Raw genomic sequence first — 14466 nt, forward strand, 5'->3', positions numbered from 1 at the left:
ACCTATCTTCCGCCGCATTATCGCTTCCCTGTCTGCCTCATCGAATAGCATATTAATTAATGATGAATTCTTAAGGGTGTACTCCCCTGTCCCGTATGTCTTCGCCGTCATTATATTAACATAATACCATAAAATTATTTTACTGGCAAGTAAACCGCTCTTGCGAAGTGGCACGCTACCACGAGACAATTGGCCTATTACATCAGGGGCACAAGAGCCGTCCACCGTGTGCTATAGTAATATCATCATGGATAAGGATTCTGCTCAAACACCACGAACACCTCAGGACACTACACCGCCCCGGGGTGAAATACCACAACCTCAATATAAAGCAACGAAACCACAAGGCGACACCGCAAAGCGACGATGGCTGGCTCGGTTTGTCGATCGTTTGACGTGGTGGCAGGCGACAGCAATTATCGCCAGTATCTTCGCATTACCACCAGTGGCTGTTGCTGGTGTGATTGATAAGGGAGTGCCGCTTAATGGTTTTTTCGGTATTTATAATGGTTCATCATTTGATACTATTATTTTCATTCTGTGTTTGCTCGTCACACCACCGTTAAGCCCTCTGTGTGCACTGATGTTTGCTACATACTTTGCCACGAGGCGAAAAGATTTGACCACCCTAAGGCGCATGATGCCAGTCGCGCTAATCGCCTGTATATTTTTAGTTGCCCTGCTGTCTACACTGCTGGGGTCTTAGCTTGTTGTGCCGATGTATTTGATAGACAACTAAAAGCGCCCGGAGATTATTTCCTCGAGCGCCTTTCTTTTAGCTAGCAGTGTTAGACTTAGTACACCTTCAGTAGCAACTCACCACCAAGCTTAGCCTTGGCTGCCTCAGCGCCAGTCATGACACCTTTTGAGGTTGAGATGAGTACCAAACCACGGCCGCTTTTCACCTTTGGAATCTCGCTAGCGCCGACGTAAACGCGACGACCAGGTTTTGAGATGCGGGTAATTTCGTTGATAGTGCTGTTAGTACCCTCTTCGTTGATGGTCACGACCAGCACGCCACGAGGCTTGGCGTCCTCTAGTTTAACATCTGCGAGGTAGCCGTTTTTGACTAATTGTTCAGCGATGACTTTTTTCATCTTGCTGGACGGAACACGAACTTCCGTCTTGCCAACCAGTTTCGCATTGCGAATGCGCGTCAGAAGGTCGGCGATTGGGTCTGTAGTTTGCATAGACATTGTCGAATCTCCTTTCCTTCTTACCAACTACTCTTTGTTATGCCTGGGATTTCGCCCTTGGCTGCTTTTTCGCGGAAATTGATGCGGCTCAAGCCAAACTGGCGCATGTAGCCGCGTGGACGGCCGGAAATGCTGTCGCGGTTCTTGTGCCGAGTTGGGCTCGAGTTGCGAGGCAGCTTCTGCAGACCTATGAGGTCGCCAAGTTCTTTGAGCTTAGCGCGCTTCGCAGCGTATTTTGCGATCATCTTCAGGCGCTTTTTGTCGCGAGCGACCATTGATTTCTTAGCCATTACCTGACGCCTCCTTTCTTCTCGAACGGCATGCCGAACTTCTCCAGCAAGGCTTTTGATGCTTCCTTACTGCCGTTCTTGATGACAAATGTTACTTGCAACCCGTGTAAAATCTGCGTCTCCTCGAAGGTTAGTTCTGGAAAAATTGACTGCTCGATGATACCCAGGTTATAGTTACCACCTTTGTCGAACTTCAGACCGACGCCGTGAAAGTCGCGTACGCGAGGCAGGGCCACGTTGATCAAGCGATCCATGAATTCGTACATCCTGCTACCGCGCAGCGTGACACTCACACCGATTGGTGCACCCATGCCTTTACGGATGCTAAAGCCAGCAATTGACTTCTTTGCCTGGCGGGCAACTGGTGCCTGACCGGTGATTTTTGCAACGGTGTTTTTGACAATTTCAAAGTGACGCTTGTCATCTTTCTTTTTGCCGGTGCCAACGCTCACGATGATCTTTTCCAAAGCTGGCACTTGGTGCACGTTCTTTAGATCTAGTTCGGCTTGCAGTTCCTTCAGGTATTTCTCCTGGTACAAGGCTTTCAAGCGAGGAGCTGGCACGACGGTTTTCTTCTCTGCCATTATTTAATCTCCTTATTTTTTGCTTGGCGAGCGACGCGAGTTTTGCCGCCGTCAGCGTTCTTTACTAAACCAACCCGGCTGGTTTTGCCTGACTTTTCGTCGACAACCAGCGCGACTTTGCTGATGTCCATCGGTACGTGGATATCTTTCTTGCCGCCTTTTGGATTGTACTGGCTTGGCTTGACGTGGCGGTGTCCGACGCCAACACCTTCGACCAAAACAGTCTGATCTTTGGTGTTAACTTTCAGGACTTTACCGGTCGTACCTTTGTTTTTACCAGCAATGATTTTTACGGTGTCATCTTTGTGAATACGAGCCATTAGAGTACCTCCGGAGCCAAGCTGATGATCTTCATGTAGCCCATGTCGCGTAGTTCGCGTGGCACTGGGCCGAAGACGCGGGTAGCCTTTGGCTGCTTGTCATCGTTGATAATCACCACGGCGTTGTCATCAAAGCAAATGGTTGAGCCGTCTTTGCGGTGGATTTGGTCGCGGGTGCGAACCACCACAGCTTTAACGACAGACTTCTTCTTGACGTTGCCGGTTGGGCTGGCGTCTTTGACTGAACAGACGATCACGTCGCCGACGCGAGCGTAGCGGCGGCGGGTACCACCGAGGACGCGGATGCACAATACTTCTTTGGCACCCGAGTTGTCAGCTACCTTGAGGCGAGATTCTTGTTGGATCATTTGTCATCCTCCTTGGTCTCTTCCTCAGCTTCGCCAGAAACTTCAGCCTTTAGTTTGATAGAACCGCGAGACTTCTCGATCACCTTGACCAGCATAAAGCTCTTGGTCTTGGAAATTGGGCGAGTCTCTTCGATTTGCACCTTGTCGCCTTCGCCTGCTTGATTGGTCTCATCATGAGCAGTGTATTTGCGAGTCACGGTGTACTGTTTGCCGTAGAGCGGATGCGTTTCGCGGCTGGTGACCGTCACGGTGATGGTCTTGTCGCGCTTGGCACTCGTTACGACGCCAATCAGTGTTCGTCGGGCCATTACTTGCTCTCCTTTTCGTTAATTTGTGTCAGCAGGCGTGCGATGTCCTTGCGGAGTGAACGCAGCGCTTTTGGATTAACTAATTCGCCAGCAGCGTGAGAACGTTTTGCTTGAAGCAGGTCATGTCGCTTTTCGGCGAGTTCCTTCTTCAAATCGTCAACGGTCTTTACAACTGCTGCTTTTGTAGGTTTCTTTGCTTCAGCCATTATGCGTCCTCCCGCTTGATGAACTTACATTTGACTGGTAGTTTGTGGCTAGCCAGGCGCATTGCTTCGCGAGCGACTTCCTCGGAAACGCCCTGCATTTCAAACATCACCGTGCCGGCCTTTACCTTAGCAACAAAGAACTCTGGATTACCCTTACCCTGACCCATCTTCAAACCAAGTGGCTTGCGAGTAACTGGGGTGTGTGGGAAAATCCGGATCCAAATCTTACCACCACGCTTGATGTAGCGGGTCATTGCCTGACGAGCAGACTCGATTTGGCGGGAGTTGATGCGCTCGTTTGATTGTGATTGCAGTGCAAAGTCGCCGAACGCGATGTAATTACCACGGGTTGCTTGACCACGGTTTTTACCGATGCGCACTTTGCGATATTTAGTCTTTTTCGGTAACAGCATTTAGCGACTCCTTTCTCCCTTATAAATCCACACTTTCACGCCGATGATACCAGCTGGTGTCTGGGCGCGAGCACAGTGGAAGTCAATATCAGCGCGAAGGGTGTGCAGTGGCACTGAGCCTTCAATCACCTTTTCGCGGCGTGCCATTTCAGCACCGTTCAAACGACCAGCCACCTCAATGCGGATACCTTTAGCACCAGCACTCATGGTGTTTTGTGCGGTCATTTTGGTTGCCCGGCGGAAGTTGATGCGGCGTTCCAACTGGCGGGCGATGTTCTCTGCCACCAATTTGGCTGCTAGTTCCGGTCGGCGCACTTCTTCGATGTTGATGCGAACCGCCTGACCGACAATTTTCTCAACTTGCTTTTTCAATTCATTCACGCCAGCGCCGCCACGGCCGATCACCACACCAGCTTTTGCCGTGTGAATGGTTACCGTGATCAAGTTGGCACTCCGCTCAATCTCAATGCGATTGATGGTTGGGCGTGAGGCAAATTTCTTCTCAATCAATTCGCGGATTTCGTGATCCTGGCGAATTGCCTCCGCAAACTCTTTCTTATTGGCCGTAAACCAACGAGAGCTCCAGTTCTTGTGAACTTGTAGGCGGAAGTTGATTGGATTCACTTTTTGACCCATTTACTTCTCCTCCTTTTTTGCCGTGGTTTCGGCGGCTTTTTTCGCTGCAGGCTTGGCAGGTTTAGTCTCTGCTTTAGCCTTGGTCTCTGTTTTTTTCGCAGGCGCTTTCTTTGGCTTCTCCACGCCAGTAACTTCAACCAAGATGTTTGACGTCTTTTTCTGGAACGGCAAAGCACGACCCTTTGACGCTGGCTTAAAGCGACGTAGACGCGTACCAGTGGTAACGCTCAACGTGGTAATCACCAAGCTTTTAGCGTCCAAACCGTGGTTGTTGATGGCGTTTGCCTTGGCGCTGTCGATTGCCTTTTTTACTGGCAAAGCAGCGCGTTTTGGCACGTGTTCCAAGATAACCAATGCGTCAGCGACGGTGCGGCCGCGTACTAGTGCAGCTACCAAGCTAACCTTGCGTGGTGTTTGGTCAACACCTTTGGCGTAAGCGCGAACAGTATAAGTTGTATCAGCCATGATTACTTCTTATCCTTTCCGCCGTGCTTACGGAACTTACGAGTTGGACTAAACTCACCGAGTTTGTGGCCAACCATGTTTTCGGTAATTAGCACAGGTACGTGCATCTTACCGTTGTAGACAGCAATCGTTCGACCGACCATTTCTGGGGTGATAGTCGAAGCGCGCGCCCACGTTTTGATAACGGTTCGATCGTCAAGGCTGAGAGCAGCGACTTTTTTCGCAAGCTTCACATCGACGAATGGACCTTTCTTTAATGAACGACTCATCGTGATTTACCTCTTCCTCTTCGCGTCGTGACGCGTGCGTACGATTAATTTATTTGAGCCTTTGCGGCGGCGAGTTCGATAACCCAGCGTCAATTGGCCCCATGGCGTACGTGGTGCTTTACCAGTACCGTGGCGACCACCGTCACCACCACCATGCGGGTGATCTGCGGCGTTCATGACGACACCGCGAACCGTTGGGCGAATGCCTTTGCGGCGGCGGCGACCGGCTGAACCGATCTTGACGTTCTGGTGCTGGACGTTACCGACTGTACCGATGGCAGCGGTTGCTTCCAGGCGAACTTTGCGAACTTCACCAGATGGCAATTTGATGGTTGCGTAATTGCCTTCTTTGGCCATCAACCGAGCTTTGGCACCAGCGGCGCGAACCATTTGTGCACCTTTGCCGGCAGTCAGTTCAATAGCATAAATCATCGTACCAACAGGGATAGCAGACAGCGGCAGGCGGTTTGAGGCCTCAATTGGCGCTGTCTCGCCAGTCTGAATCGTCTTACCCTTGACCATCGAGGTGTCGGCCAATACGTAGTGGTACAAATTGTACTGATCTTTCACTCGAGCGATGCGTGCTGAGCGGTTTGGATCGTACTCAATTTCTTCAATTGTCAGCGTCAGACCAGCCGGCAAATTGTGGTTCACCAAACGGTAGTGACGGCGAACGCCGCCGCCGCGATGACGCACGGTGATGCGGCCTTGGTTGTTGCGGCCAGCATTTTGCTTTTTGGCTTTGATCAGACTTTTGAGCGGTTTTCTTGTCGTGATATCCGACAAATCCTGACTCGTCATGCCGCGACGAGCAGGAGTGGTTGGATTGTAAGCTTTCACTGGCATTACTTGGTCTCCTCCATCTGCTGCTCTACTGCGTCAAACACATCGAGCTTATCGCCATCTTTCAGCGTCACGTAAGCTTTCTTCCAGTCCTTGCGCGTGGTCGTGCCAGGATAGCGGTTTTTGCCTCGTGAGAAACGCACAGCCTTGCCGTCTTGCACTAAGGTTTTTACCTTCAGGACAGTGACGTCAAATTGCGCTTCAACTGCTGCTTTGATCTCGTTTTTATTCAGGTTGAGCGGAACGCGGAACACGTAGACGCCGTTGGCGCTCACGGCGTAGGCTTTCTCGCTAATGCGTGGGATAATTGTCATCTGTTTCATATTACGCTTCCTCCTTACTCAGCCACTCAGTGATTACTGGCAGAGCTTTCGGGGTTATGACAATAGTATCCGCATTCAGAATGTGGTAGACGCTGAGGTAGCTCGCGCGAATCACCAATACGTTCTGAATGTTGTTTGTGGCACGCATCAATTCTGGCGTCTTTTCGTCGACGACGATCAGTACGCGGCGCTCAAGCTTGTTGTCAGCCAAGAAGGTTGCGACCTCTTTGGTCTTGCCAGTCGTCTTGATGTCCTTGACGACGATCTTCTTCGCTTCATTGGCTACCGTCAAGGCTTGGCGAATTGCCACTTTCTTGGCGGTTTTGGACAATTTTTTGGTGTAGTTTTCGTTGCCGCGTGGACCAAAGACTACACCACCACCGCGCCAGATTGGGTTACGGCTTGAGCCGAAACGCGCTCGACCAGTTCCCTTTTGCTTCCATGGTTTTTTACCACCACCGGAAACTTCACCACGTTGCTTGGTTGTGGCGCTTGCCAGGCGGGCATTTGCCAGATAGCTGTCATATGCCAATTTCAACAGTTCATGGTTTGGCACGTCAACAGCAAAAATGTCTTTAGGAAGTTTGGTTGATTCAGCCATTACTTGTTACCTCCTAAAATGATCAGCCCTTTTCGTGGCCCAGGGACAGCGCCCTTCACCCCGATCAGATTGGTCTCTGGATCAACATATGCCACTTCCAGGTTCTTGACGGTAACGCGCTCGTGACCCATGTGGCCAGCCATCGTCTTACCCTTGAACACTTTTTGTGGATACATTGAGCCAATTGAACCTGGCTTACGAGTATTACCTTTACCACCGTGCGTCTTGCGGTGACGCTTAAAGTTGTGGCGTTTAATGGTTCCAGCGAAACCTTTACCTTTGCTGGTTCCGGTCGCATCGACAGAATCGCCGACTTCGAACGCGGAAACGTTGATTTCATCGCCAACTTTGAGTCCTTCAGGGATCTCGTCGACGCGGAATTCCCGAATGTGCTTCGGGGTCACTTGGGCTGGCTTCACGTGTCCAGCCACGGCCTTGCTCAGGTTCTTACCCTCTCCATAAGCGACCTGTACCGCATTGTAACCGTCGGTTTCGACAGTCTTCACCTGAGTCACGGTGACAGGGCCGGCTTGGATCAGCGTCACCGGAATGGCTTTGCCGTCTTCAGCCAAGAGCTGGGTCATACCAAGTTTGGTACCGAGAAGTGTTTTCACTTTTCCTCACTCCCACTTAAATACTCCTGATGACGTGCGGTTTCTGGGTTCTGAGCGAGGCGTTCATGACAAGCGCTTTACCCATAGCCAGACCTGCTCATTCATCAAGGAGAACAGTTGATATTACGCGTAATAGAAATTACCTTGTGATTGTAACACACGTTGGTCTGCGGCGTCAACAGTAGTAGGATGTTGGTCTATGCTATTGACACGACGTTGATTACCTGCTATAATTTGGCAGTTTGAATAAAGTAGCGAAAGGAGCAAAGCATGGCTACGATATCAGAAGCTAAAGCTTGGCCAGATTATGACAAGGTCACAAGAAATCCAGAAACCGATGAAGACAGGAGAAAGTTCTTTGAGTGGTTCGGGCAACTAACATATAGAAAAGTTGAAGATGGTGAACTATCATATGAGGATCTAGAGAGACTACACCCAACTATACAACAAGCTGTAGAGATTGCCCTTAATTTGTACATGGAATCGCAGCAGGAGGCAGCACGAGAAGCTACCGAGACACAATAGCCTTTGGTCTCAGCTAACTAACAGTAATACCGCCCCGATAAGGAGCGGTATTATTTAGCATCGTTTATCGCTGCGCCCTAGGCGTTGCGCTTCTCGATAATCTCCTGCGCTACGTTTGGTGGTACTTCCTCGTACTGTGCTAGCTCCATGGTGCTGGCTGCGCGGCCCTGCGACATCGAGCGGATGTCCGAGGTGTAGCCAAACATATTAGCCAGTGGCACGAAGGCCTTGACCAATTTAGCACCGCCCATCAGATCTTCCATAGCATCGATACGACCACGGCGTGAGTTCAGGTCGCCGATGATGTCGCCCATGAACTCTTCTGGAGTGGTGACTTCGACTTTCATGACCGGCTCGAGCAGAATTGGTGTTGCCTGCTTGATACCTTCGCGGGCTGCCAAGCTACCTGCCAGCGAGAAGGCTAGTTCTGAGGAGTCAACATCGTGGTATGAACCATCATACAGCGTCGCCTTGACATCAACCACTGGATAGCCAGCGATCACACCGCCTTCCAAGGTTTCCTTGATACCCTTCATCACAGCTGGGCGATACTCCTGAGGAACCACACCGCCCTTGATCTCGTCGATAAATTCAAAGCCTTTGCCAGCCTCATTTGGTTCAAAGCGTACCCAGACGTCACCGTACTGACCACGACCACCAGACTGCTTGGCGTGCTTACCCTGGACTTCAGCGCGGCCCTTGATTGACTCACGGAAGGCCACCTGCGGCTCGCCAATGTTAGCTTCAACCTTGAACTCGCGCTTCATACGGTCGATCAAGATATCCAGGTGCAACTCACCCATGCCGGACATAATCGTCTGGCCAGTTTCTTCGTCAGTGTGGATGCGGAAGGTTGGGTCTTCCTCAGCCAAACGCTGCAAGGCCAGCGCCATCTTTTCCTGGTCAGCCTTTGACTTTGGCTCAACGGCGATGGACACTGGTGGCTCTGGGAATTCGATTGACTCTAGGGCAATTGGGTGTGCTGGGTCAGTCAAGGTATTACCGGTACCAGTGTTCTTCAAACCAACCACTGCGGCGATGTCGCCAGCACCGATCTTGTCGATCTCCTCGCGCTTGTCAGCGTGCATGCGTACGATACGGCCGATGCGCTCTTTGTCACCAGTGGTGGTATTCAGGACGTAGCTACCCGAGCTCAAGACGCCGGAGTAGACGCGGATGAAGATCAACTTACCAACAAATGGGTCAGTGGCGATCTTGAACGCCAGGGCGCTCATTGGCTCTTTTTCATCTGGCTTGCGACTCACTTCGTCGCCAGTCTTTGGATTCTTACCCCAAATTTCGTCAACGTCCAGTGGGCTTGGCAGATAGTCAACCATGAGGTCAAGCACCTTCTCGACAATGACACCACGGCCGTCACCGCCAGTCACCAAGAAGAAGTCACCGGCTAGCACACGCTTGCGCAGTGCAGATTTCAATTCATCAACGGTAATTGCGTCTTCACCCTGGTCGAGGAACTTCATCATCAATTCATCGTCGGCTTCGACGGCATTTTCCACCAGCAGGGCGCGAGCATTCTTTGCCTTCTCCAACATATCAGCTGGGATATCGCCAACCTTCAACTCGTGATCAGTGTAGTCATCGTAGGTGTAGGCTTTCATGTCGACCAGGTCAACTACGCCGTTGATGGTCTTTTCAAAGCCAATTGGGATGTGAATTGGGAAGGCTTGTTTGCTCAAGCGGTTGTGAATCGACTCCAGGGATTTCCAAAAGTCACCACCGGTCTGGTTAATCTTGTTAACGAAACAAATGCGCGGCACGCCGTACTTGTTGGCCTGGCGCCACACCGTTTCGGACTGCGCTTCAACGCCCATCTTGCCGTCAAACACGGTCACTGCACCATCAAGGACACGAAGTGAACGCTCCACCTCAGCGGTAAAGTCGATGTGCCCCGGCGTATCGATAATATTAATCTTGTGGTCTTTCCAGAAGCAGGTCACCGCTGCTGAAGTAATAGTAATGCCGCGCTCTTTTTCCTGCGCCATCCAGTCGGTGGTGGCGCCATCGCCGTCACCCTTGACCACGCCAATCTTGTGAGTCAAGCCGGTGCGGTACAAAATACCCTCAGTGGTCGTCGTTTTACCGGCGTCAATATGGGCAATGATACCAATATTTCTAAAGTTTTGTAATGGAACGTTTGCTGCCATTTGTCTTTCCTTTGTTAAAAATAGTTATTGTTCGAGATTCTCCGGAGCTATTTTTACGCACCAAAAAACTACGCTTGAGCTGTATTATAGCAGATGATTGGCGTTTTGTGAATGAGCCTCATCTTACCGCGGAATTTGACTACGACCTGATTGAATCCATTGTATTCCCTTGGCTACTAGTAGATAATCTTTGTTTTGAGCGTCAGACCGACCAAGGAGCGTTGCACGCACCATCATCACCAAAGAATTGTAGCCTTCGGAATCCGTGATAGCCTCTAGGGAGACAGACTGCACATACATCGCACCTTTCGCCTCTAATCCAACCCACCCCTCGTTGCGAAAAGCGGGGCCCATATACGTAACGTCATACGGCATATATGGATCAAGCGAAGCCAGTACCTTGCAGTGAATGTTTACCGCCTTGATCACTCGGTCGAGGTCTCTATTTGACAATCGCCCAAAAGGAATTTCATTAATCGGAACATCTGCCAGCTCCTTGATCATCCGAGCTGAGTCGATACAATTATTATTTGGATCAACTGGTCGTATATTATTCAGGTAGTCAAGGACTTCAGGCGTGTACAGCTGTAAAATAGCCTTGGCCTGTTCAATATCCATCAGCTGCGGAAACTGGATAAGGACATCCAGCGGAACAACATATTGAGTCGTGGTATCCCCTGGTGTTACGCCAAGACCACCAAGTGCGATTTCTGGATTAGATTTGTTCGCGACAATCAGACAACCGGCACACTGGAGTTTATGGTCTTCAATATATACGTATTCTGCTCCATTTTTAGTGTATTGTTGTACCCATCCGCTTACCGTCATCAGCTGGCCTATAAACCCAGCAAATAGTTCTTGGTTAATCTGCACAGTGGCTTCTGGATACTGATGAGGACTGAGCTTTCGGATGTCGGACGTTCGTTCTCGAGCTAAGCGGAGAATAGTGGCAACTTGCTGATTGAAAACAGCCTTATCAAGTAACGCAAGGTTCTCGGGCAGCGGGGCGGCAGGTGGGCTAGACTCAGTCGTCATCCCTTAATCATACGGCGTAAAAACCAACTGACGCAACCATAACCGTAAAGCTCTTAGCGATAATTCACGCACTGCAGCGGCGTGTCATAATCATTTTTACGCACCAGGCTAATGACTTTCTGCAACTCATCTTTCGAGGCGGAAGTAACGCGGACAAGGTCGCCTTGGATTTGTGGCTTGGCTTTGGGTACGTTAGTACGAATATCGGCAGCAATGCGCTTGGCGGTCGGCTGGTCGAGGCCCTGTTTGAAGGGAATTTCCCACGTGGTTTTGAGGTTTGAGGTGACTTTTTCTTTGGTGAGGTCGAGGACTTTGCTCGACTGACCCCGGGCCGCCAGTTTCTTGCGCACGATATCCAGCACCGCATCAACCTGCCAGTCGTTATCGCCGGTGAGCTTGAATCCTTTTTTATCGTCCAGCCAGTCAATCCCGGCACTCGTCCCCTTAAAATCGTACCGCCCTTGGATTTCTTTTTCTGCCTGCATGAATACGTTGTTCAGCTCGGCTTTGTCAATTTCTGACACAATATCAAATGAAAAACTTGCCATTTACCCCTCCTCGTTTTCCTCATTATAACAAAAATCGCCCGTTTTTCAGAGCGATTTTTGAGTGTACATTTTCCCGACAATTAGCCGCGAGCAAAGTGCGCAAAGGCGCGGTTGGCTTCGGCCATCTTGTGGGTGTCTTCTTTCTTCTTGAAGGCAGCACCAGCTTCGTTGTAGGCGTCAACGATTTCCAATGCCAAACGCTGCGAGTACGGCATACCCTGCCGAGCGCGGGCTGATTGCACCAGCCAGCTAAATGCATAATGCAGCTGACGGTGTCCCTGAACTGGGAACGGAATCTGGTAGTTAGCACCACCGACACGGCGGCTCTTCACTTCAAAGTTTGGGCTAACGTTTTTCAATGCTTTCTCAAATACTGCTAGTGGATCTTCTGAATCCAATTTTTTAGCAGCAGTTTCCAGTGCGGTATAAACAGCACGCTCAGCCGCCAGCTTCTTGCCGTCCAGCATTGACTTATTGATCAAACGCTGCACCAGCACGCTTTGGTAGCGGCGGTCAGGCTTAAGTTCACGTTGTAGTTTTTTGGTAACTTTACGAGGCATGATTACTTATCCCCTTTCTTGGTACCGTACTTCGAGCGGCCCCGCTTGCGGTTGTTAACACCTTGAAGGTCCAACGCACCACGCACGACATGATAACGCACACCTGGGAGGTCAGGCACACGACCACCGCGAATCAAGACCACAGCGTGTTCCTGCAAGTTGTGACCCTCACCACCGATGTAGGCCCAGACTTCGTAGCCGTTGTTTAGTTTCACGCGGGCAACTTTACGCAGCGCTGAGTTTGGTTTCTTTGGCGTCTTGGTCGTCACACGCACACAAACACCACGCTTGAGCGGTGCATTTTGGTCGTAGTAACGCGTTTTCAGGGCGTTGTGAATACGACCCAGTGCTGGCGACTTGGACTTTTTCTTGGCCGTTTGGCGCGGTTTGCGCACCAATTGGTTGATTGTTGGCATCCAATTTCTCCTTGGTTGATTTACTAATGATGGCGATTTCGCCTGATGGCTCTAAGTGAACTGGCGCGCGATTTTACACGCAAAAAACAGCTTCTCTTAGCGCCTACGGCTTGGATTCAGCAACTCCGCCCCGTGTCTATACCTTTTCTGCCGAGCCCCGCAGCCTGTACACATTCAAACCACCGCGCACTCCGAAAAGAGGAAACTCTGAGGGTCATTATAACACAGGTTCAGCCGATACTTCAAGTGGCGGTCCTCTTTAGATCTCTTACACGAGGAATACGCCTACTACACGCCGCGTTGTATCGTATCAGCTATCGCTATTATTCTGATATCGCACGCCATGTGCATCCATCAGTTTATCAAGGTCAGTACTTATCTCCTCAGCACGAGGTACACGACGTGACGTGTCGATATCAGCCTTGAAGAACTGGACTGTTACCAATGCGTAGCCGGGCTTATGCTCATGCTTATTGCCAATATCAACGATTCTGTATGCATTTGCACCACGAGGTTTTATTCTGCGCACCTGATCAAGTGTATAACGCAGAAAGAATTCCTCATCTACCATAAAAGTTTTACATTCTCCAACTGGAGTACATGATTTCACCAGATACTCCATGTCACTAGAGTCCATACATGGTTCCTTTAGAGAATCTTTTGGGTAACGTGTGAACGTCTTTCCTCCAATGTCACCCAGCCGCACAGGCGTAATCACCGACACCTTCTCTCCATCAGTCGACCGCATGAACCGTTCTGGGTCTTCAGATAGTATTTCTTCTGCTGTAGGTAGTTTGCCGATACCGGCTTCTGTGTCTGCTTCTTTTGGCACAGCCACAAAGTTACTAAAGGATCCTAAATCGGCAAAATATGGGCTAACCAGTATCTCGTTCCACCTCGCATACAGTGCTTGAAAATCTCCAATACCAAGTATATGCGCCGCGGCATTCCTCCCTAAAGCAGCAATTCGTTCCACATGTTCTGTATATGATAGATGACGAGGCATTGGTTCGCTTAAATCATGCCCCCTGGTCTCGAAGACAGGTTCAATAATGTGCACAGGATCTCCATATATCAGTCTCCCGGCTCGTCTCAATACGTCTTCTGCTAGGTTTGCCTGCGTACATAGATATCTACACGCCTGCGAGCCCAAACGCATCCTTGTTAATGGATCACGCATAGCTTGATGTAGGTCGAGTAGCCTCTCGCCATGTGCAGCGAGGCGTCTCTCCCTTACAAAATTCTCATAGTCTATTTTATCAAGCACGGTTACTTCTGGAATATTGACATCATCCTTATATACCTGCCCAGCCGAGGGAACAAATTCATCGGCATCAATAATCCTTACCTCCCCATAGCTACCATTCTCTAGACTACGAAACTGCTCCGTACTAATTACCCCTCCTGGGTTTTCCTGAAGATCATAGTCATAGGCTTCAGTAATTCCGTCTAGTGTAGACAGTGGGCCAACACCATGAGCTACAATAATTTTTTGGCGACGATCAGCACCCGTTCCGACATATTCACCACTTGCACTAGTATAAGCCTGATTCCATGCCCTCATGAGCGGCACTTCATCCCTCCCCATTTTACCGTGATGATTTCCATAGAAAGACTTATGAGCCGCCTCTCTTGCTTCAATGATCTCCGGGAGTGTCGCGATATGCCCCCCTTCACCAGCATACCGCAGGGCGTATTTCCAAGCAGTTTCTATATCCCGATTTCCTGCCGACATCAATGGACGACCGCGTTCTGACATATCTTCTCCTATATTTTTCTAC

General features: G+C 50.2%; 23 protein-coding genes. 2 read left to right on the top strand and 21 right to left on the bottom strand.

Translation table 11 applies throughout. The annotated features are described in order from the left end of the window. Positions 1–247 precede the first annotated feature (247 nt). A complete protein-coding gene (locus FBF29_02335; GenBank protein QJU07530.1) occupies positions 248–706 on the top strand; it encodes a hypothetical protein in 459 nt (152 codons plus the stop codon). An 88-nt stretch (positions 707–794) separates the two neighbouring features. Here the strand turns inward: FBF29_02335 and rpsH are convergent, their stop codons facing one another. The 15 genes from rpsH to FBF29_02410 are packed head-to-tail and all read right to left on the bottom strand — an operon-like array spanning position 795 to position 7436. After that, on the bottom strand, positions 795–1196 hold the full coding sequence (gene rpsH, locus FBF29_02340; GenBank protein ID QJU07531.1) for a 30S ribosomal protein S8: 402 nt from the start codon (positions 1194–1196) through the stop codon (positions 795–797). Between the two features lie 20 nt (positions 1197–1216). Continuing rightward, a complete protein-coding gene (rpsN, locus tag FBF29_02345) occupies positions 1217–1486 on the bottom strand; it encodes a 30S ribosomal protein S14 (protein QJU07532.1) in 270 nt (89 codons plus the stop codon). After that, positions 1486–2070: a 50S ribosomal protein L5 gene (gene rplE / locus FBF29_02350; protein ID QJU07533.1), complete on the bottom strand. Its 585-nt coding sequence runs from the start codon at positions 2068–2070 to the stop codon at positions 1486–1488. Before rplE ends, rpsN begins: the two co-directional genes overlap by 1 nt. Beyond that, the gene (gene rplX / locus FBF29_02355) at positions 2070–2390 is read right to left on the bottom strand and encodes a 50S ribosomal protein L24 (GenBank protein QJU07534.1); all 321 of its coding nucleotides are present in this window, start codon (positions 2388–2390) and stop codon (positions 2070–2072) included. The genes rplE and rplX overlap by 1 nt, the downstream gene beginning before the upstream one ends. Beyond that, positions 2390–2758 carry a 50S ribosomal protein L14 gene (gene rplN / locus FBF29_02360; GenBank protein ID QJU07535.1) on the bottom strand — a complete coding sequence of 123 codons (369 nt, stop codon included), beginning with the start codon at positions 2756–2758 and terminating at the stop codon, positions 2390–2392. Before rplN ends, rplX begins: the two co-directional genes overlap by 1 nt. Further along, positions 2755–3066, bottom strand: a complete 312-nt coding sequence (gene rpsQ, locus FBF29_02365; protein QJU07536.1) for a 30S ribosomal protein S17 — start codon at positions 3064–3066, stop codon at positions 2755–2757. Before rpsQ ends, rplN begins: the two co-directional genes overlap by 4 nt. After that, entirely contained in the window at positions 3066–3272 is a 207-nt protein-coding gene (rpmC, locus tag FBF29_02370) for a 50S ribosomal protein L29 (protein ID QJU07537.1), read from the bottom strand. Before rpmC ends, rpsQ begins: the two co-directional genes overlap by 1 nt. Further along, positions 3272–3685 carry a 50S ribosomal protein L16 gene (rplP, locus tag FBF29_02375; GenBank protein ID QJU07538.1) on the bottom strand — a complete coding sequence of 138 codons (414 nt, stop codon included), beginning with the start codon at positions 3683–3685 and terminating at the stop codon, positions 3272–3274. The genes rpmC and rplP overlap by 1 nt, the downstream gene beginning before the upstream one ends. Next, positions 3686–4321: a 30S ribosomal protein S3 gene (gene rpsC / locus FBF29_02380; GenBank protein QJU07539.1), complete on the bottom strand. Its 636-nt coding sequence runs from the start codon at positions 4319–4321 to the stop codon at positions 3686–3688. Next, positions 4322–4786, bottom strand: coding sequence for a 50S ribosomal protein L22 (locus tag FBF29_02385; protein ID QJU07540.1), 465 nt, complete (start codon positions 4784–4786; stop codon positions 4322–4324). It abuts the gene before it with no gap. A 2-nt stretch (positions 4787–4788) separates the two neighbouring features. Continuing rightward, complete coding sequence (gene rpsS / locus FBF29_02390; protein QJU07541.1) at positions 4789–5055, bottom strand: 30S ribosomal protein S19; 267 nt, start codon at positions 5053–5055, stop codon at positions 4789–4791. Between the two features lie 6 nt (positions 5056–5061). Beyond that, complete coding sequence (gene rplB, locus FBF29_02395; protein QJU07542.1) at positions 5062–5901, bottom strand: 50S ribosomal protein L2; 840 nt, start codon at positions 5899–5901, stop codon at positions 5062–5064. Continuing rightward, complete coding sequence (locus tag FBF29_02400) at positions 5901–6221, bottom strand: 50S ribosomal protein L23 (protein QJU07543.1); 321 nt, start codon at positions 6219–6221, stop codon at positions 5901–5903. Before FBF29_02400 ends, rplB begins: the two co-directional genes overlap by 1 nt. Before the next feature lies 1 nt (position 6222). Further along, the gene (rplD, locus tag FBF29_02405; GenBank protein ID QJU07544.1) at positions 6223–6822 is read right to left on the bottom strand and encodes a 50S ribosomal protein L4; all 600 of its coding nucleotides are present in this window, start codon (positions 6820–6822) and stop codon (positions 6223–6225) included. Further along, complete coding sequence (locus FBF29_02410) at positions 6822–7436, bottom strand: 50S ribosomal protein L3 (protein QJU07545.1); 615 nt, start codon at positions 7434–7436, stop codon at positions 6822–6824. The genes rplD and FBF29_02410 overlap by 1 nt, the downstream gene beginning before the upstream one ends. Positions 7437–7706: 270 nt before the next feature. Between FBF29_02410 and FBF29_02415 the strand changes: the two genes are divergently transcribed. Beyond that, positions 7707–7961 (top strand): hypothetical protein, encoded by a 255-nt coding sequence (locus FBF29_02415; GenBank protein QJU07546.1) that lies wholly within the window; start codon positions 7707–7709, stop codon positions 7959–7961. A gap of 77 nt (positions 7962–8038) precedes the next feature. On the opposite strand, the gene fusA is transcribed toward FBF29_02415, so the two are convergent. The 6 genes from fusA to FBF29_02445 form a co-directional block, all read right to left on the bottom strand. After that, positions 8039–10126 (bottom strand): elongation factor G, encoded by a 2088-nt coding sequence (gene fusA, locus FBF29_02420; GenBank protein ID QJU07547.1) that lies wholly within the window; start codon positions 10124–10126, stop codon positions 8039–8041. 123 nt (positions 10127–10249) lie between these two features. Next, positions 10250–11161, bottom strand: a complete 912-nt coding sequence (locus FBF29_02425; GenBank protein ID QJU07548.1) for a hypothetical protein — start codon at positions 11159–11161, stop codon at positions 10250–10252. A 53-nt stretch (positions 11162–11214) separates the two neighbouring features. Beyond that, complete coding sequence (locus tag FBF29_02430) at positions 11215–11709, bottom strand: YajQ family cyclic di-GMP-binding protein (GenBank protein ID QJU07549.1); 495 nt, start codon at positions 11707–11709, stop codon at positions 11215–11217. A gap of 80 nt (positions 11710–11789) precedes the next feature. Then, entirely contained in the window at positions 11790–12269 is a 480-nt protein-coding gene (rpsG, locus tag FBF29_02435; protein QJU07550.1) for a 30S ribosomal protein S7, read from the bottom strand. 2 nt (positions 12270–12271) lie between these two features. Beyond that, positions 12272–12685 carry a 30S ribosomal protein S12 gene (locus tag FBF29_02440; protein QJU07551.1) on the bottom strand — a complete coding sequence of 138 codons (414 nt, stop codon included), beginning with the start codon at positions 12683–12685 and terminating at the stop codon, positions 12272–12274. A gap of 310 nt (positions 12686–12995) precedes the next feature. Beyond that, complete coding sequence (locus FBF29_02445) at positions 12996–14444, bottom strand: hypothetical protein (protein QJU07552.1); 1449 nt, start codon at positions 14442–14444, stop codon at positions 12996–12998. Between the last annotated feature and the right edge of the window lie 22 nt (positions 14445–14466).

Source organism: Candidatus Saccharibacteria bacterium oral taxon 488 (assembly GCA_013099015.1).
Taxonomy (GTDB): Bacteria; Patescibacteriota; Saccharimonadia; order Saccharimonadales; family Saccharimonadaceae; genus Nanosynbacter.